The following is a 17,816-nucleotide window of genomic DNA, read 5'->3' on the forward strand; positions in this document are numbered from 1 at the left end:
CTTCAGCTCGTCGACCGCACCCTTGCCCTCGTCCGACTGCGACTTCAGCTCGTCGACCGCACCCTTGCCCTCGTCCGACTGCGACTTCAGCTCGTCGACCGCCGCCTTGCCCTCGTCGCGCTGCGACCTCAGTTCCTCGACGGCGCCTTTGCCCTCCTCAAGCTGCGCCTGCAGTTCGTCGCTGATGTTCTTGCCATCGCCGGCCTGGTCGCTGGCGCCGCGCAGGCCGTCGTCAGCCTCAATTGGGGCGTGTCGATCTTCCAGCGTCCTGCCCTCACCAGGCCCGAAGTCCCGTCCCAGGGCGTCCGCACCTGCGCCGCCGGCGAGCTTCACAGCGCCGGACTCTACACCGACGACATCCGCGCCGGCCTCGCGCGGTACCGCCGGCTCACCGGCTGGGCCACGCTGCCCCAGCCCATCACCCATCTTCTGAGCCCGACCTTCGTCCAGGTCGCGCCCGACGGACTCCGAGCCTGCGCCTCCAGCCGCCAGCCTTCCCGCGCCATTCCCCATGTCGGCGACGTTGGCGCTCACCGTCTGCGCGCCCGGCGCGGCCGGCGTCGTGTTCTGGCCCAGCGGTCCCAGTTGCACCGGCCCCTGATCGGTCGGCGCAGACGGCGCCTCCGGTCGCGCGAGCGGGCCCACGCCGGGATCCTGGTCTACCCGCACGGGCGCGATCGGCGTGCCCTTCAAGAGCTCTGACGGGCTCAGGCCAGGCGGTCCCTTGGGGACGGAGGATTGCAGGGGCGAGTTCTCGACCTGCGGGTGGTTCTCCGGCGGCGGCGGCGCCTTGCTCGAGGCGTCATCAAGGCTCTTGTAGGGATTGACCTGGACGGAAGCGCCGCCGACGAGCCCGGCGCCCGCGGTGACGCCGACCTTCTTGGGGCTGAGCTCGGCGCCGACGGCCGCACCGCCTCCGGCTTCCATCGACACCCCATAGCTCCCTTGGGAGATTTTGCCGTCGGCGTCAGCGTCGACCGCGGTGCGATACTCGTCGGTCGTGCGATGGGTGGCGACTTTGGCTCCCACCTCGCCCTTAATCCCGATATTCGACTTGTCGGCCGAGACGCCGAAGTTGCCGTATACGCTGCCGAGTTCAACTTCCTTGACGTGGTGCGCGCCCGATCCGTCCTGGTTGAGGGTTCCCGATGTCTCGGTCGCCCGACCGAACTTCGCTTCGGCGCTAACCTGGGCCCCAGCCGTCAGGTTCCCCGGCTTCATGTAGTCGCCTTCCATCTTCGACTTCATCGGATCGGAGAGCTTGTCCCTCGACCCACCACCGAAGACCTCGCCGCCAAGGCCGCTTGAACGTCCGACGCCGAAACTCGCGCTACCCGGGTTGCTCTCCTGTTTCACAGCTTCAAAGTGCTGATAGCTGAAGCCGCCACGATCCTCGGACTTGATGCTGAGTTCGCCCTTGCGTTCTCCGTTGCCGCTGGTGATCGCGTAAACGCTCTCGCCGTTCTTGTTCGTCTCGACGAACTCGACCTTGTCGGTCTTCTTGAGCCCGATCCGGTCCCGCAGACTGATCATCTGCATCGGGTTCAGATGCGAGTTCTTGTAGATCTCGGCGTGGTTCGGACCCTTGAACGTACCGTCCGTCATCAGATGCCCCCCAGCATCCGAGTGAGCCTCAATCGACCGCCGCAGCTAGTCGACTGTCGTCATCGCCCCCCGGCCCGCGAACTGGAATATTCGCGTTCGACGATCACAGAGAGCCACTGTCGGCGCCCAGGCGCAACGAAAAGAATCTGCTCCGCGGAGCGATCACGCCGCCCGTCGACCTCGGCGCGCGCCGACGACGAATTCACCTCGGCAGGCGACGAAGGTCTGCTGCGAGGACGTCCTAGTCTGGCGCGAAGTCCAAGCGGCCGCCCTCCCGGTCAGATGTGTGCTTAGCCCGGCCATTTCGGTCCGTGGCCGCCGCACCTGCCGGTCTGCGAATATCATGTTTTCGATTTGTTCGCGACCTCAGCGGTCGATGAGATAGCTCTTAGCCATGAGCTATCTCATCGAAACCTCGTCCTTTCCAACCGGAGAAAACCTCGACTACGAGAGCGTGGAAGAGCTCAAGGCGCTCGATGCCTTGAGAGACGAGGTTCGGCGCTCGCGCCCAGCCGTCTGCCCGGTTGAACGGGCGGGCGCCTGCAGTTCCGCCATGCCGTCGTGCTCGACGCGCCGTCCGCAGCGGAGGACTGGACGGCGTCGGCCAAGCATGCGCCGATTGTCACACTGGTGTCGTCATGACCGCCTCGGGGGGCGCGGGATGAGCGAGCTTCTCGTTCGGCTGGAATGGTTCAAGGCTGTTGTGCTGCCGCATGAAGCCGCCGTGCGCGCACGGCTGAAACGCATCTGTCCGCCGGGTTTCGACGTTGACAACCTGGTCGCCGAGAGCTTGGCGCGTGCCTACCAGGCGCACGACATCGGACGGATCACGGCGGGCCGCGCGTACCTTTTCGCTATCGCCCGCAACCTGCTGATCGACACGCTGCGTCGCGAGGCCATCGTGTCGCTGGATTTCGTGGCCGACCTCGACGTCCTCCGCTCGGACGAGGCCATGACCGAGCGGCAGATCCAGGCGCGGGACGAACTGCGCTGGCTGCAAGCGCTCGTCGACCGCATGCCCACGCAGTGGCGACGTGTCTTCCTTTTGCGGCGCGTCCACGATCTTTCGCCTGCGACCATAGCGGGCGAGATGGGCTTGTCCGTTTCAACGGTCGAGAAGCACCTTGCCAAGGCGCTGAAGCTCGTGGCTCAGGCGCGGGCGGAACGTGAGGATCAAGAGCTTGGGCGAAACGCCCCCCAAGACCTGCGACGACCGGCCGGCCATCGAAGACCAGGCCGCCGCCTACGTCGCTAAGCTTGCCTGCGGCGCCGACCCGGCCGAGCGGCAGGACATCTACGCGTGGGTCGAAGCCGATCCGCGCCACGCCGTCGCGTTCGCGCGGATGGAGGCGGCGTGGGAGGCGTCAGAGCGCCTGCGCGCCGCGCCGCCGCCGTTGGAGGGTCCCGCCCGTCCCGAGGGCCGTCCGGGGGCGGATGGGCGCAGGACCTTCCTTCTCGGCGCCAGTGCGGCGGCCGGTGTCGCCGTCGCCGCGACCATCGGCTGGCGTCTGCTCGACACGGTGGAACGGTATCGCACGCGCGTGGGCGAGCGTCGTGTCATCGCACTCAGCGATGGTTCGACCCTGACCCTCAACACCTCCTCGACGGTCGAGGTGGCCTTCACCGCCAAGGTCCGGCGCCTGCGCCTCGTCCGCGGCGAGGCCCTGTTCGAGGTGGCGCACGATCCCACGAAGCCCTTCCTGGTCGAGGCGGGCGCCGCGCGGTTCCGAGCGCTGGGCACCGCCTTCAATGTCCGGGTCCGGCCGGATCTGGTCGAGCTGACGGTGACCCAGGGCGTGGTGGCCGTCGTGGCCGGCGAGTCCGACGTCGATCGTATGCCCGGCGCCCGCCGCATCGCCGCCGGCGGCGGCGCCGTCGTGCGATCCGGCGCGGTGGCGGCGACCGCGCTGGACGAGCAGCGCCTGCGCCAGCGGACGGCTTGGCAGGACGGCGTACTGGAGTTCGACGGCGAGTCGTTGGCCCAGGTGGTGGGCGAGTTCAACCGCTACCGCCGCCGGCCCATTGTCATCGGCGACGCCCGGCTGGAATCGCTCCGCATCGGCGGCCGGTTCGAGGTGGACGAGGCCGACAAGTTCCTCACGGCCCTGACCAGCAGCTTCCCGATCGAGGCGGTCGCTACGTCGGACGGCGGGGTGCTGCTGGTCGAGAAACCCTAGGCGCAGATTTTTCTCGGTCGGGATGGCGGCGGCGCGAGCCCGGCCCGTTCCATCAGGCAAGGGCGTCGCACTGGGGGTTTGCTACATGCCGCGGAACTTCGATCATCTCGTCTGGGCCTCGCCAATCGCAGCGGCCGTCGCTTTGGCCGCCGGACCCGCGCTCGCCGCAGAGTCGGTGACCAGCTTCGATATCGCGCCTCAGCCGATGCAGAGCGCGCTGAACGCGCTGTCGGCCCAGTCGGGCGTGCGGCTGCTCTACCCCTATGACCGCATCGCCGGCCTGAGCTCGCCGGGCGTTCGCGGCCGGATGGCGACGCGCGACGCGCTGGGCCAGATCATCGCCGGCTCGCCGCTGCGGGTGGCGATGGCGCAGAAGGACATGATCGCGCTCACCGCCGCGGCGCCACCGTCGGCGGGCCTGATCCGGACGGCCTCGGCGGGTCCCGTCTTCGCCACCGCGACCATCGCGGCCCAGGACTCGGGCGGCGGCGCGCCCGCCGCGGCCGCGCCTCAGGATGTCGAGGCAGTCGTGGTGACCGGCGTGCGCGGCGTGGCCCGCACGGTCATGGAGAGCCCGACGCCCATCGACGCCTTCACCGCCTCGGATCTCGAGAAGTCGGGCCGCGCGGGGGTTTTCCAGGCCCTTCAAACACTGGCGCCGTCGTTCAACCTGCCGTTCCGCGCCGGCGGCGGCACGTCGACCATCATCGCCACCGGCGGCCTGCGCGGCCTGAACCCCGATCAGACCCTGGTGCTGGTCAACGGCAAGCGCCGCCACAAGACCTCGCTCATCAACGCCGTGTCGTCGCTCTACAACGGCTCGGTTCCCGCCGACCTGGACATGATCCCCACGGCGTCGATCGAGCGGATCGAGGTGCTGCGCGACGGCGCCGCCGCGCAATACGGCTCGGACGCCATCGCCGGGGTGATCAACATCATCATGAAAGGCGACTCCGACGCCGGCCTGATCAGCGCCACCTACGGCCTGAACTTCGACCGCAAGGACGGCGACCTCACCCAGTACGCCTTCAACAAGGGCTTCAAGCTCGGCGACGCCGGCTTCGTGAACGTCTCGGTGAACCACAAGGACCAGCGGCTCTCGAACCGGGCCTACCCCATCGCTCCCACCGTCCAGCTGTTCCCACGGCTCGCAGGCGGCGTGCCCGACCCGCGCGAGGCGACGATCGACCGACTGGTGACCCTCAACTACGGCCAGCTGCCCCAGACCAACACGACGGTCGGGTTCAACGGCGAGTACGACTTCGGCAAGATCGCGGTCTACGCCTTCGGCACCTGGTCCAAGCGCGAGTCCGACCTGCCGTTCACCTACCGCACGCCCAACAACGTCAACACCACGCCCCAGCTCTACCCCCTCGGCTACCGCCCCAACGAGGTGGTCAACGAGGATGACTATGAGTTCACGGGCGGCATGAAGGGCGACCTCGGCGGCTGGGACTGGGACCTGTCGACCGGCTACGGGAAGAACAAGGCCACCCTGAACACCTCCAACACCGAGAACGCCAGCCTGGGGCCGGCCAGCCCCAAGGTGTTCTACGTGGGCACGCTGAAGTCGGACGAGGTCACCAGCAACCTCGACGTGACCCGTGGCTTCGACCTGGGCGGCTCCACCCTGCAGGTGTCGTTCGGCGCCCAGTACCGTCGCGAGGGCTACAAGATCCTGGCCGGCGAGCCCGCCAGCTATGCCGAGGGCCTCTACCGCGCGCCGGCCGGCCAGCCCTTCGCCGGCGTCGCCCCGCAGACGGGCGCCCAGGCGACGCCGGGCTTCCGGCCCGCCGACGCCAGCACCAGCCACCGCGACTCCAAGGCGGTGTACGGCGAGCTGGGCTGGGACGCGACCGAGCAGCTCTTCATCGGCGCGGCGGTCCGCTACGAGGACTACAGCGACTCCTCCGGCGACACCCTGACGGGCAAGCTGACCGGCCGCTACGCGCTGACCGACTGGCTTTCGATCCGTGGCGCCATCAGCAACGGCTTCCGCGCGCCGGGCCTGGCCCAGCAGAAGTACGCCGCCACCTCCAGCCAGTTCCGGACCGTCAACGGCGTGCCGAACCAGCTGCTGCTGATCAAGACCCTGCCGGTCAGCGCGCCCGAGGCCATCGCCCTGGGCGCCGAACCCCTGACGCCGGAAGAGTCGACCAACATCAGCGGCGGCGTCACGATCCAGCCGGCCCCGGGCCTCGACATCACCATCGACGGCTACCAGATCAAGGTGGACGACCGGATCGCGATCACCAGCACGCTCACGGGCACGGCGGTCAGCAACATCCTGATCTCCAAGGGCCTCTCGGGCGACCTGTCGGCCCAGTACTACACCAACGCCATCGACACCCGGACGCGCGGCATCGACGTGGTGGCGACCTATCGCTACGACCTGGGCGACTGGGGCAGGCTGCGGGCCAACGCCGGGTTCAACTACGGCAAGACCAAGATCACCAACATCATCCCCAACCCGCCCGAGCTGACGGCCCTGGGCGCGGGCTTCGTGCTCTTTGCGCGCGGCAGCCAGGGCTTCCTCACCACCTCGTTCCCCAAGAGCAAGGTGGCGCTGGGCCTGAACTGGGACTGGAACAAGCTGAACGTGAACCTGCGGTCCACGCGGTACGGCAAGTTCACGGTCATCGCCGACCTGCCGATCAACGACCGCAGCTATGGGGCCAAGTGGATCACCGATCTGGAGGTCAGCTACAAGGTTCTCGACAGCGTGACCGTCGCGGCCGGCGCCAACAACCTCTTCAACGAGTACCCGGACAAGAACGGCCAGTACAACGCGGCGCTGGGCAGCGGTCAGTTCCCCGGGACCTCGCCGTTCGGGTTCACCGGTGGCTCCTGGTACGCCCGGGTGCAGTACAACTTCTGAGTTCCGCGACCGCGTAGGGAGGCACGCCGTGTACCTGGCCAGGAATTTCTGGATCGCTGCCGGGCTGGCGGCGGGTCTCCTCGCATCGTCGGCGCAGGCCGCGCCCCCGCCGGTCAAGGGCGAGATCCTGTACGACAGCTACGGCGTGCCGCACATCTACGGGAAGGACGAGCCCTCGGTCTTCTACGGCTTCGGCTACGCCACCGCGTCCAACCACGGCGACGTGGTGGTGAAGCTGTACGGCCAGGCCCGCGGCCGCGCGGCCGAGTACTGGGGGCCCGCCGAGATCGAGTCCGACAAGTGGGTGATCGCCAACGACATCTATGAGCGGGCCAAGGCCTGGTACGCACAGGAGCCCGCCAGCTTCCGCGCCAACCTCGACGCCTTCGCCGCGGGCATGAACGCCTATTTCAAGGCCCACCCCGACAAGCTGGACCCGTCGGTGCGGCAGGTGTTCCCGATCAGCGGCGTCGATGTGATGGCCCACGCCCACCGGCTGATGAACTACGTCTACGTGGCGCCCCAGGCCCGCACCATGGGCGGCAACGCCGACGCGGGCTCGAACGCCTGGGCGGTGATGCCCAAGAAGTCGGCCAGCGGGAACACCCTGCTGCTCGCCAATCCGCACCTGCCCTGGGCGCCCAGCCAACTCACCTATTTCGAGGCCGACCTGAACGGCCCTGGCATCAAGATGTACGGCGCGACCCAGGTCGGGCTGCCGGTGCTGCGCTTCATGTTCAACGACCGCATGGGCTTCACCAACACGGTCAACGGCATCCTGGGCGCCACCAACTACGAGCTGAAGCTGGCCGACGGCGGCTATGTCTACGACGGCAAGGTGCTGCCCTTCACGACCCGCACGACGTCCCTCAAGGTCAGGCAGCCGGACGGCTCTCTGAAGACCGAGACGCTGGAGCTGCGGTCCTCGGTGCACGGGCCGGTCTTCACCCGCGCCGACGGCAAGACGGTGGCGCTGCGCGTCGCCGGCCTCGACCGCCCGGGGGGCGTGCGCCAGTACTGGGACATGGGCAAGGCGAAGTCCTTCGCCGAGTATCAGACCATCATGAAGCGGCTGCAGGTGCCGTCCTTCAACATCGTCTACGGCGACAAGGAAGGCCACGTTCAGTACCTGCACAACGGCATCCTGCCCAAGCACGCCGACGGCAACGTCGCCAAGTGGGGCGGTCTGGTCGCGGGCGACACCTCGTCGACCCTCTGGACCGAGGTGCATCCGTACGAGGACCTGCCGAAGGTCATCGACCCGCCCAGCGGCTACGTCCAGAACACCAACGACCCGCCCTGGGTGGCCACCTATCCGCAGGTGATCCACGCCAAGGACTACCCGGCCTATGTCGCCAACCCGGGCCCGCTGTCGCTGCGCGCCCAGCAGTCGTCGCACCTGATGGCCGACCCGCCGAAGATCACCTTCGACGACTTCGTGGCCCGTAAGCTGACCAGCCACGTCCTGATGACCGACCGCGTGCTGGATGAACTGCTGGCCGCCGCGGCCCAGAGCACGGACCCCGAGGTCACCGAGGCCGCCGCTGTGCTCAAGGCGTGGGACCGCACGGTCAACGCCGACGCCAAGGGCGCGCTGCTGTTCGAGGCCTGGGCGCGCAAGTTCGCCGGGCCGAACTACATCAGCGACGCCAACTACCGGGTGCGATGGGATCCCGAGAAGCCCATCGACACGCCGACCGGCCTCAAGGATCCCGCCGCGTCGGTGGCGATGCTGAAGGCCGCCGCAGGGGAGGCGATAGCCAGCTACGGCGCGCTGGACCGCCCCTTCGGCGACGTCTCGCGCTTCGCCCTCGGCAAGGTCGACCTGCCCGGCAACGGCGGTTTCGGGAACCTGGGCGTCTTCCACGTCATGACCTGGAGCCCGCTGAAGGACGGCAAGCGCACGCCGGTCCACGGCGAGACCTGGATGTCGATGGTGGAGTTCTCGACGCCCATCAAGGCGCAGGGCTTGATGAGCTACGGCAACTCCACCCAGCCCGGCTCGCCCCACCGCAGCGACCAGCTGGAACAGCTGTCCAAGGAGACGTTCCGCACCCTTTGGACCACCCGGGCCGAGGTGGAAAAGCACGTGGAATCGCGCGTCGCCTACTGAGGTCGAGGAGATGAGGATGTCAGAAGGCATGAAGCCGACGCTGCTCGCGGGCGCCGCCCTGCTGCTGGTCGCCGCCGCCCCGGTGAAGAAGGACCCGCCGTTCGCGTCCGTCCAGCCTGAGCTCCTGGGCATGCCGGGATCGCTGTCCAACGCCTGGGCCGATTTCGACAACGACGGCGACCTCGACCTGGCCGTCTCGCTCAAGAGCGGCGAGATCCGCCTCTATCGCAACGACAAGGGCGCGCTGACCAGCATCGGCGCCGCCATGGGCCTGCCCGCCGCCGGCGGCGAGTTCCGGGCGCTGAGCTGGGGCGATTTCGACGCCGACGGCTGGATCGACCTGCTGGCCGGCTCCAGCCTGCCCGAGAAGCCCACCGCGGTGTTCCACAACAAGGCCGGCAAGGGCTTCGAGAACGTCGCCGCCGAGATCGGCCTGACCATCCCCGGGCGCGCCTCGCGGCAGAACAACTGGATCGACTACGACAACGACGGCGACCTCGACCTCTACGCCACCAACCGGATGGGCCCGAACCAGCTGTTCCGCAACGACGGCGGCAAGTTCGTGCAGGTGTTCGCCGACGGCGGGCCCACCGTCTTCCGCTCGACCGTCGGCGCCTGCTGGCTGGACTACGACAAGGACGGCGACATCGATCTGTTCCTGGCCAACCAGTCCGGCAAGGCCGACAGCCTGTATCGCAACGACGGCTCGGCCTTCGTCGACGTGGCGCCCCAGCTGGGCATGGACCAGCCCGCCCGCAGCCCCGAGGACGGCGGCGTCGGCTGCGCGGTCGGCGACTACGACAACGACGGCAACCTCGACCTCTTCGTCCCCAACTACGGCCACAACACCCTGTGGCGCGGCGACGGCAAGGGCGGCTTCGCCAACACCGCCCAAGCGATGGGCGTAGGCCTCGAGAACCACGCCGTCGGCGCCGCCTGGGGCGACTACGACAACGACGGGTTCGTCGACCTGTCGGTGATGTCCTACGAGGGCCCACCCAACCAGCAGACCCCGCTGGACAGTCTGTTCCACAACGACGGCGGCAAGGGCTTCACCAACGTCCTGACCAAGGGCGGCCCCCTCGACGCTGGCGACCACGGCGTGGTCTGGGTGGACTACGACCGCGACGGCGCGCTCGATCTGTCGGTCACCCGCGGCTACAGCCCCGTCGGCGGCCACTTCCTCTTCCGCAACCTTCTGCCCAAGGCCCAGGCCCGCCAGAGCCTGCAGGTCACGGTGCTGGATGCGAAGGGCCGGTTCACTCAGCAGGGCGCCGAGGTTCGCGTCTATGCGCCAGGGGGCAAGCTTCTGGGCACGGGTCAGGTCTCCACCGGCGGCGGCTATGGCGCCCAGGGCGCGACGCCGGTGCATTTCGGCCTGCCGGCCACCGCCAAGGTAAACGTCGAAGTGACCTTCATGAGCGCCAGCGGCCGCAAGGCGCAGACCGTCAGGAACGTCGACGTCGGCGCCTACGCCGGAAAGGCGCTTGTCGTCCGGCGCGCGCCTTGAGGGGCGTTGTCAGGTTAGCCGGGGCTGGCGTCGGAGGTCCCTTCCCGGTGTTGTCCGGTTGACCGGTTCGGCCTCGGGAATTTCCCTCCCCGCCCGATAGTTAGGCCGCGGCGGCCGCAGCCACCTACGCTCGATGAGCCTCGGCTCGAAGTGTTCGTAGGGTCGGTCGACGAACCAGCCGGCTTCGCGCTTGGCGCCTTCGCGATGAGCGGCCTGCTTCAGTGGTTGCCCAGCTATTTCGCCCGCGCCTTCTCGATGCCGGTCGCCGCGGTCGGCGCGCAATTCGGCCTCTGCTACGGCCTCGGGGCTTAGGTCAGGAAATCCTGGCGGATTGTCCGGCGCGCCATCCAGAACGCCGCGAAGGCGCCCAGTCCCGTCACGACCGAGGCGATGAGGGCCCACCGTACCCCTTCCGCTGGGCCCATCCCCAGGCCTCGGTTGAAGTAGTCGGACAAGAGCCCAAGGGCGACCGGGCCCATCCCGGCCCCAAGCAGGTTGATGGTGAAGAGCAGAATCGCCGCGCTGGTGGCGCGCATGTGGGACGGAACCACCGACTGCCCGATGCTGAATACGGGGCCCCACCAGAAGCCGCCCAGAAACGTGACGACCGTCATCAGCCCCAACGCCAGCCACGTGGAGTCCACTGTGTAGAGACCGATGCGAAGGGGTATCATGAGCAAGGCCGCGACCGCGGGCGCCACCACGTAGTTGCGAAGATCCCGGGCCCCGAAGCGGTCGGTGATCCAGCCGCCCATCCAGATTCCCAATGCGCCGGCGGCGTTTGACAGGCCCATCGTCAGCCCGAGGAAACCGACCGCCTTCAGGCCCATGCTTTCGGCGAGCAGGTTCACTTCGGCCGTGTGGATGCGCAGGAAGAAGGAGACGGTAAACGTGGCGCCGCCACCGAAGTTGAAGATGGTCGCACCCGCGGCAAAGCACCAGAACGTGGGAGTCTTGGCCAGGTAGGCCAAAGTCTGGCCAAATGTGCTGGCCTTGGCGGTCGTGGCGGCCACGTGCCGGGCCATGATCCGCCGCGGTTCCTTCAGAGTGAAGAAGGCGAGGACGGCGAAAAACAATCCCGGGGAGCCCGCTACAAGAAAGCCGACCCGCCAACCATAGGCGTCATAGACCAACCCCCCAATGATCAACCCCAGCAGCGTGCCGATTGCGCCGCCGAGCGAATAGAAGGCCAGTGCGGAGGCGCGCTTCTCGATCGGGTGATAGTCGACGATCAGGGAGTGGGCTGGGGGCGTACAGCCTGCTTCCCCGACCCCGACACCAACCCGGAACAACAGCAACTGCCAGAAGTTGCCGGCGTAGGCGCAGAGGATCGTAAACAGGCTCCAAGTGGCCGCTGCGACGGAGATGATGCGCGGGCGATGACTGTGCTCCGCCAAACGCGCCACGGGAATGCCGAGGAACGTATAGAGTATCGCGAATGCCAGGCCGCTCATCATGCCCAGCTGCCAATCGGTCAGGCCCAAATCCTGCTTGATCGGCTCCGCCAGGATGTTGATCACAGAGCGGTCAACGAAATTGACGATGTAGATGCCCAGCAGCAACCACATGGCGTAGCGAACGTAAGCTTTTGAGTAGGTCGGAGGCGAAGTATCGCCCGCGGCCGCTACGGTGGATCCGGCGTCTGCCGCGATGGCCATGCAAGGCTCTTTTTCTGGAAGCGTGCGTTCCCTGTCCGCGAACAGACGCGACCTGCCGCATAATCGCAAGCACAGGGTTCAGATTTGATGAGGGGTCGCGCCTCGGCGGCGGCGGCTTCAGGGCGAAGATGCGTGCGGACGCCACCCTTGCACGGTGGCGGAACCGGGTTGGGGCCGACGTTCGCCGCGGAGATTCGCAAGAAACGGGTCGATCGAATGCGGGCCCGCACGAGCAGAACTGTCCGGCAACGATCGTTTCCTACCAAAAGCCCCCGCTGGGCCAGCTGTTCTTTAGGCGTCCCGGAAGCTCAGCGTGAACCGCAGCGCTGGCCGCGCGGCATCGTTCTCCGCTCGCTTCCTGCTGCGCACGGCGCGTGCGTGTCAGGTCACAATCTCGGGGCGCGGGGCCGTCGAATTGGGGGTTATCCCTGACGCGACAGGGGGTGGGGTTCGGTACGAGCGGATACGGCTGATGCGGCGCCCCGCCAAGTTCCGAGAGACTCCAGGGGATCCGTGGTCGGCCGAAACCACAACTCGATCGGACCGCAATGACCCAGCACTTCTCCTACGAATCCATCCTGAAGGCCAGCCAGGCCGCGAACTGGAAAATCGAAGACATCCTCGACGGCAAGTCCCTGGACTTCAGCCGCCCGTTCCTCCCCGAGGCCCTCGCCCGGACCAACGGATTGGCCATGCTGAGCCCGAAGGAACGCCTGATCCTCAACCAGATCCGCGGCTGCGGGTACCTGTACACCTTCGGCCTGGTGGAGGAGTTCATCCTTCCCTTCGTCGTGGATCATGCCCGGCCGGCGCTCCATGGCGACGACAACCGGACCCGCGCCCTCCTGCAGTTCGCGGGTGAGGAAGCCAAGCACATCCATCTCTTCAAGCGCTTCTACCAGACCTTCATCGAAGGTTTCGGCACGCCCTGCGGCATGATCGGTCCCGCCGACCAGGTCTCGGCCGCGATCCTGGCCCATGACCCCCTCGGGATCGGCATGGTCACCCTGCACATCGAATGGATGACGCAGAAGCACTACACCGAGAGCGTCCGCGACGACCACGACATGGACCCCCTCTTCAAGAGCCTGCTGTCGAACCACTGGGCCGAAGAGATGCAGCACGCGATGCTGGACACGATGATCGTCGAGGAACTCGCGGCAGCTGGCGGGCCGGACGGCGTGGAGCGCGGCTTCGCCGACTTCATGAAGATCGCCACGATGCTCGACGGCGCCCTCATGCAGCAGGTGGAGCTGGACCTGGCCAGCATGGAAGCCGCGACGGGACGCATTCTGTCTGCCGAAGACAAGGAAGCCGTGCGCCGCGTCCAGCAGCAGGCGATCCGTTACACCTACCTGGGGTCGGGCCTCACCCACCCGCAGTTCCTGGCCATCATGGATCGCATCCGCCCGGGCTCGCGGGCCGAGCTCTCTGGCCTCGCGCCCGCCTTTTCCTGATCGCCCATGGCCGCCTCTGGAGAGCCCCTCCCGAGGCGGCCCCGATTCCGAAGGACCAACTTCATGCGCAAGTTCATCATCGAACGAGACATCGCCGGCATCGGCGGCAAGACCGGCTCAGAGCTCCGCGCCGCGGCGCAGGCCTCCAACAGCGTGCTCGCCCAACTTGGCGCCGACATCCAGTGGCAGGAAAGCTACGTCGCGGGCGACAAGACGTTCTGCGTCTACCTCGCCAAGGATGAGGAGGTCATCCGCGAACACGCCCGGCTCAGCGGCTTCCCGGCCAACATCATCACGGAAGTGCGCCGTATGATCGACCCGACGACGGCCGCCGTCGCACGCCTCCGGCGCTAGCCCGTCATGGAAAGACGCCTGCAGGACCGCGTCCAGCGTTACGGCTGGGACCGCGCGGCGCACGCCTACGAGGCCGGCTGGAGCAACCAGCTCCGCCCGGGCCAAGCGCTGATGATGGAGATGGCCGCGCCGCGTCCCGGAGAGCACGCCCTGGAGGTCGCCGCCGGGACCGGGCTGGTCACGGTGCAGCTATCGGATGCGGTGGGCCCGGAGGGATCGGTTCTCGCGACCGACATCTCCGACTTCATGATCGCGCAGGCGGCGGACGCCATCGGCGACCGCGGCAACGTGACGTTCGCCCGCGTCGCGGCAGAAGATATCGAGGTCGGTGAGCGCCGCTTCGACCTCGCCGTGTGTGCGTTCGGACTGATGTACGTGGCGGACCCCGCCGCGGCGCTGGCGTGCATGCGCGAAGCCCTCGGCGAGGACGGAAGGATCGCCCTGGCCGTCTGGGGCGCACGCGCAAACTGCGGTTGGGCTTCGGTCTTCCCCATTACGGAAGCCAAGGTCCGCTCCGATGTCTGCCCGCTGTTCTTCCGGCTCGGGACCGGCGACAGCCTGCATCTCGAGCTGGAAGCCGCCGGCTTCCACCGCGTGGAGGCGCGGCGGATCTCCACGACCCTGCGATACGAGTCCGGCGAGGCGGCGGTCTCCGCCGCCTTTGTCGGCGGCCCCGTTGCGATGGCCTATGCGCGCTTCTCTACCGAGGTGAAGGCGCTGGTCGCGCAGGAGTACCTAGCGTCGATAGAGCCCTATCGCTCAGGCGGCGGCTACGAAATCCCCGGCGAATTTGTCGTGGCCCTTGGCCACAACCAGCCTTGAACAGGAGGATCTCTTGACCCGCAGCCTTCCGCGTCCCTTCCTCGGCGGCGTTGGCCTGGGCGCCGCCGGAACGCTGGCCTGGTGGTACTGGCTGGTGCTGGCGATCGCACTGATCCTCGATCTCGCGGGCGTCCCCCATGCGCTGCGCTTCGCCGTGGCCCTGGCATGGGTTCAGGTCGCCCATTTCCGGATACGTGAGGGAACATGGGCCGCGTTCCCAGTGCAGGTGCGCGGCGCCTATGCCGTCATCCTGTCGCTCGGCCTGATCCCTTGGCTGCACGGGATTGTCTGGGTTCCGGCGATCGGCACGCCCGCGCAGGTCCTGATCGGCTACTGCGCCTTGGCCCGGCTGATGTCGCTGCTGCCCTGGAACCGGCGACATCCGCTGTCCGCGGACTTGATCTGGCGCACGTTCACCTCGCCGCCGCGCGCGGGAAACATGCTGCAGGGCCAATAGGGGCGCTACTCCGGGCTGCGCCACCCCCGCTAAGACGGCAGCAACCCTCGTTCGCGAGCGATGTTCACGGCGTGCATCCGGTTCGTCGCCTCGAGCGCCGCCAGGACGGCAGACACGTGGTGTTCGACGGTCTTGGCCGAGAGCCCCATCCGCTCCGCGATCTCGGGATTCGTGAGCCCTTCCGCCATGCGCTCCAGCACCTGGGCCTGGCGATAGCTCAAGCCCGCGGGATGCGCGCGCCGCGCCTTGCTGGGCCCGGCCGGCACCGCCCGCACGCCGTCGGCGCGCAGATCCCGACGCAGCTTCCGCGCGGCTGGAGCTGCTCCCAGTTCGTCGAAGATGGCCAGCGCCGCGCGCCTTGCCGGTTCATCGCCATGCGAGAGAGCGACGGCCTGCTCGTAGGGGCAGCCGAGCCTTTCCCAGGCCTCCGCCGACTCGCGCCAGCGATCCTCCAGAAACAGCCTGTGGTGATCCGCCAGCGTCGCCAGTTGTGCAGCCGACGTCACATACGGCCGCCCCGCCACCTTCAGCCAGAACAGCGCATCTCCAAGAGCCCAGCTCTCACCCCAGGCCTCCATCACCTTCTCCACGGCCCAGCTCAGGCGCTCCGCGGCGTCGGCGTTGTCGTCGTTGAGCCAGGAGCCCTCCACGTCGAGGATGGCCAAGGGCACCAGCCGCAGCAGATCCGGCCGATCCGGGAGCGCGGCGCGGACGGTCGTGAGGAGCTCCTCGAACGGTCCACCGCTCCTCAATCCAGCCCGCGCCGAGGCGAGCATGGCCGGAATCGCCATGATGCCGACCGCCCGGCCGCTCATCGTCGGCGCGACCGCCTCGATCGCCTCCGAGTAGCGGCCACGGTCGCACAACGACAGGGCCCAGCCGCCCAGGATGAAGACTTCCTGGGCCCATCGATCGCGCGCGCGGCACGCCTCGATGCCCGGCGCCAGGAACCTGTCCAGCTCCTCGAAGGCGCGCTGATGAGCCAGCACGTAGATCAGGGCGGCATGCAGATCGGCGAGCTCGTTGTGAGCCCCCACCCGACGCGCTTCCTCGACACCGTCCCTCAGTTGGCGCAGGCCGGTGTCGAGATCGATGCAGCAGGTCGCCACGCCGGAATGGACCAAGGCATAGGCATAGATGTCGAACCGACCCAGTCGGGCGGCGATGCGCATCGCCTGCTGGCCGTGCTCGATCGCCTGTCGCTCGCGGCCCGCGACCATGTCGAGAAGGCAGCGCACCGTGAGCGCGCTGGCGTACTCCCATGTATCGGGTTGTGTCTGCAGGAGATCCAGCGCTTCGTGGGCGCATGCGTCGGCCCTGTCGACCGCGGCGACCTGCCAGTTCGCCTTGGCCGCAATGCGCAGGGCGTTGCCCAGCGGAGCTGCAGCGGCGAGCTTCCGGCGCAGCGCGACCGCCGCGTCTGCGGCCGCGAGCGCGGTCGCGAATTCGCCGCCGGCCTCGGCCGCCTCCGCCTGCGCTTCGAGCATGCCGGCGCGCTGTGGGTCGGTGAGCTCGCCGCCGGCGTCCAGGGCCTTGCTCAGATAGGCGGCGGCCTCGCGGTGCGCGCCGAGACGACGCGCCTCGTCGGCCGCGTCCTGCGCGAACCGGGTGATGTCGATCGCCGACCGGGCGCCCTCGGCGTGGTGCAGAAGCTCCGCCGCGCGCGGAGACGCCTGGTTCTTCAATCGGGCGAGGATGCGTTCGTGTAGTTCGCGTCGCCGTAAAGGCGCGATGGACTGTTCGATGGCGAGCCGGGCCAGTTCATGACGGAAACGCAGACCACCCCTTGTTTCCTGGAGCATGCCGCTTCGCAGGCACGACTCCACAGCCGACTGCGACGGATCGGATGTCAGTTCGCGCAGAATCTGTTCGTGGATCTGGCCGGGAAACACCGAGGCGCAGACAAGCGCGTTGCGAGCCTCGGGCTCCAGGCCGACGAGCCGAGCGAGGGTCGCATCCTGGACGGCTCGGGGTACGCCCCCGCCGCCGCCCGCGACGTACTCGGTAAGGAAGAAGGGGTTGCCGCCCGTCAACGCATGCACCCGGGCCGCGTCCGGCGTCTGCAGCAGACGCTCCACGCCCTGCAGCGAGAGCGGCTGCAGGAAGATCCGGTCGTAGGCGTCCCGTGGGATGGTGGACCAGAACCTGGCGACCCTCCCCCGACTGTCCTCCTCGTCGGAGCGGACAGTCACGATAATCAGGATGGGACGGTTCTGAATCCTGCGCGCCAGGAACCTCAGGAGATCGAGCGTCCCTTCGTCCGCCCAGTGGATGTCTTCGATCACCAGTATGGCCGGCCCGGCGCCATGGGAGAGCAGATGCAGAAGCGACTCGAAATTCTCGTAGGCCCCGGAATTTCTGAGCGTGAAGCGCCCGCCGCTCTCCCGCGCGATGTCGCGCAGCGCGCCCAGGGTTTCGGGCGAGGTGAAGTGCTCACAGGCGCCGCGATGAACCCTGGCCCTTCCCGCGTTGCGGTCGATCAGGGCCTGAACGACCGCAGTCTTGCCGACACCCGCCTCCCCCTCGACGGAGAGCAGCATCCCCCGTTCGCGCCTCGCGGCGGCCAGGCCGGCTTCGAGGCGCTCCAGCGGACCGTCGCGTTCGACGAGCGCGGAGCGTTCGTGCGCCCCGTGGTCTCTCCGCGTCCCGACAGCGGGCTCCAGCGACCGCTCGCGGCCGCCGTCGAATTCATTCCCCCTCATGCCTTCGAGTGACAACGTTATCCTGCCCTTGTCAAACGCGGGCGGGAGAGGAAGCACGCTTGTGCAGGTGAGCCTGCCCGCCG

General features: G+C 68.0%; 12 protein-coding genes. 9 read left to right on the forward strand and 3 right to left on the reverse strand.

Annotation, left to right across the window (positions count from 1 at the left end; translation table 11 throughout):
* Positions 1-1,605: hypothetical protein (locus tag EPN98_RS08085; RefSeq protein ID WP_293362170.1), on the reverse strand; the 1,605-nt coding region annotated here is incomplete at its 3' end.
* 394 nt (positions 1,606-1,999) lie between these two features.
* Between EPN98_RS08085 and EPN98_RS08090 the strand changes: the two genes are divergently transcribed.
* The 5 genes from EPN98_RS08090 to EPN98_RS08110 all read left to right on the forward strand — a co-directional run bounded on the left by EPN98_RS08090 (position 2,000) and on the right by EPN98_RS08110 (position 10,283).
* Complete coding sequence (locus EPN98_RS08090; protein WP_293362171.1) at positions 2,000-2,860, forward strand: sigma-70 family RNA polymerase sigma factor; 861 nt, start codon at positions 2,000-2,002, stop codon at positions 2,858-2,860.
* Positions 2,787-3,782 (forward strand): FecR domain-containing protein, encoded by a 996-nt coding sequence (locus EPN98_RS08095; RefSeq protein WP_293362172.1) that lies wholly within the window; start codon positions 2,787-2,789, stop codon positions 3,780-3,782. Before EPN98_RS08090 ends, EPN98_RS08095 begins: the two co-directional genes overlap by 74 nt.
* 85 nt (positions 3,783-3,867) lie before the next feature.
* Complete coding sequence (locus EPN98_RS08100) at positions 3,868-6,660, forward strand: TonB-dependent receptor (protein ID WP_293362173.1); 2,793 nt, start codon at positions 3,868-3,870, stop codon at positions 6,658-6,660.
* Between the two features lie 28 nt (positions 6,661-6,688).
* Complete coding sequence (locus tag EPN98_RS08105; protein ID WP_293362174.1) at positions 6,689-8,773, forward strand: penicillin acylase family protein; 2,085 nt, start codon at positions 6,689-6,691, stop codon at positions 8,771-8,773.
* A 16-nt stretch (positions 8,774-8,789) separates the two neighbouring features.
* A complete protein-coding gene (locus tag EPN98_RS08110; RefSeq protein ID WP_293362175.1) occupies positions 8,790-10,283 on the forward strand; it encodes a CRTAC1 family protein in 1,494 nt (497 codons plus the stop codon).
* 308 nt (positions 10,284-10,591) lie between these two features.
* On the opposite strand, the gene EPN98_RS08115 is transcribed toward EPN98_RS08110, so the two are convergent.
* Entirely contained in the window at positions 10,592-11,941 is a 1,350-nt protein-coding gene (locus tag EPN98_RS08115; protein WP_293362176.1) for an MFS transporter, read from the reverse strand.
* 548 nt (positions 11,942-12,489) lie between these two features.
* Between EPN98_RS08115 and EPN98_RS08120 the strand changes: the two genes are divergently transcribed.
* The 4 genes from EPN98_RS08120 to EPN98_RS08135 all read left to right on the forward strand — a co-directional run bounded on the left by EPN98_RS08120 (position 12,490) and on the right by EPN98_RS08135 (position 15,031).
* Positions 12,490-13,398: a diiron oxygenase gene (locus tag EPN98_RS08120; RefSeq protein WP_293362177.1), complete on the forward strand. Its 909-nt coding sequence runs from the start codon at positions 12,490-12,492 to the stop codon at positions 13,396-13,398.
* A 63-nt stretch (positions 13,399-13,461) separates the two neighbouring features.
* Positions 13,462-13,752: a DUF4242 domain-containing protein gene (locus EPN98_RS08125; protein WP_293362178.1), complete on the forward strand. Its 291-nt coding sequence runs from the start codon at positions 13,462-13,464 to the stop codon at positions 13,750-13,752.
* 6 nt (positions 13,753-13,758) lie between these two features.
* Entirely contained in the window at positions 13,759-14,574 is an 816-nt protein-coding gene (locus tag EPN98_RS08130) for a methyltransferase domain-containing protein (RefSeq protein ID WP_293362179.1), read from the forward strand.
* A gap of 13 nt (positions 14,575-14,587) precedes the next feature.
* Complete coding sequence (locus EPN98_RS08135) at positions 14,588-15,031, forward strand: hypothetical protein (protein WP_293362180.1); 444 nt, start codon at positions 14,588-14,590, stop codon at positions 15,029-15,031.
* A gap of 29 nt (positions 15,032-15,060) precedes the next feature.
* Here the strand turns inward: EPN98_RS08135 and EPN98_RS08140 are convergent, their stop codons facing one another.
* The gene (locus EPN98_RS08140; RefSeq protein ID WP_293362181.1) at positions 15,061-17,748 is read right to left on the reverse strand and encodes an AAA family ATPase; all 2,688 of its coding nucleotides are present in this window, start codon (positions 17,746-17,748) and stop codon (positions 15,061-15,063) included.
* Positions 17,749-17,816 lie beyond the last annotated feature (68 nt).

It is taken from the genome of Phenylobacterium sp. (genome assembly GCF_004299445.1).
GTDB lineage: Bacteria > Pseudomonadota > Alphaproteobacteria > Caulobacterales > Caulobacteraceae > Phenylobacterium.

Coding starts and splice junctions, on each gene's coding strand:
- EPN98_RS08100 (WP_293362173.1), top strand. CDS start 3,868: ATGCCGCGGAACTTCGATCATCTCGTCTGGGCCTCGCCAATCGCAGCG.
- EPN98_RS08130 (WP_293362179.1), top strand. CDS start 13,759: ATGGAAAGACGCCTGCAGGACCGCGTCCAGCGTTACGGCTGGGACCGC.
- EPN98_RS08115 (WP_293362176.1), bottom strand. CDS start 11,941: ATGGCCATCGCGGCAGACGCCGGATCCACCGTAGCGGCCGCGGGCGAT.
- EPN98_RS08110 (WP_293362175.1), top strand. CDS start 8,790: ATGTCAGAAGGCATGAAGCCGACGCTGCTCGCGGGCGCCGCCCTGCTG.
- EPN98_RS08120 (WP_293362177.1), top strand. CDS start 12,490: ATGACCCAGCACTTCTCCTACGAATCCATCCTGAAGGCCAGCCAGGCC.
- EPN98_RS08125 (WP_293362178.1), top strand. CDS start 13,462: ATGCGCAAGTTCATCATCGAACGAGACATCGCCGGCATCGGCGGCAAG.
- EPN98_RS08090 (WP_293362171.1), top strand. CDS start 2,000: ATGAGCTATCTCATCGAAACCTCGTCCTTTCCAACCGGAGAAAACCTC.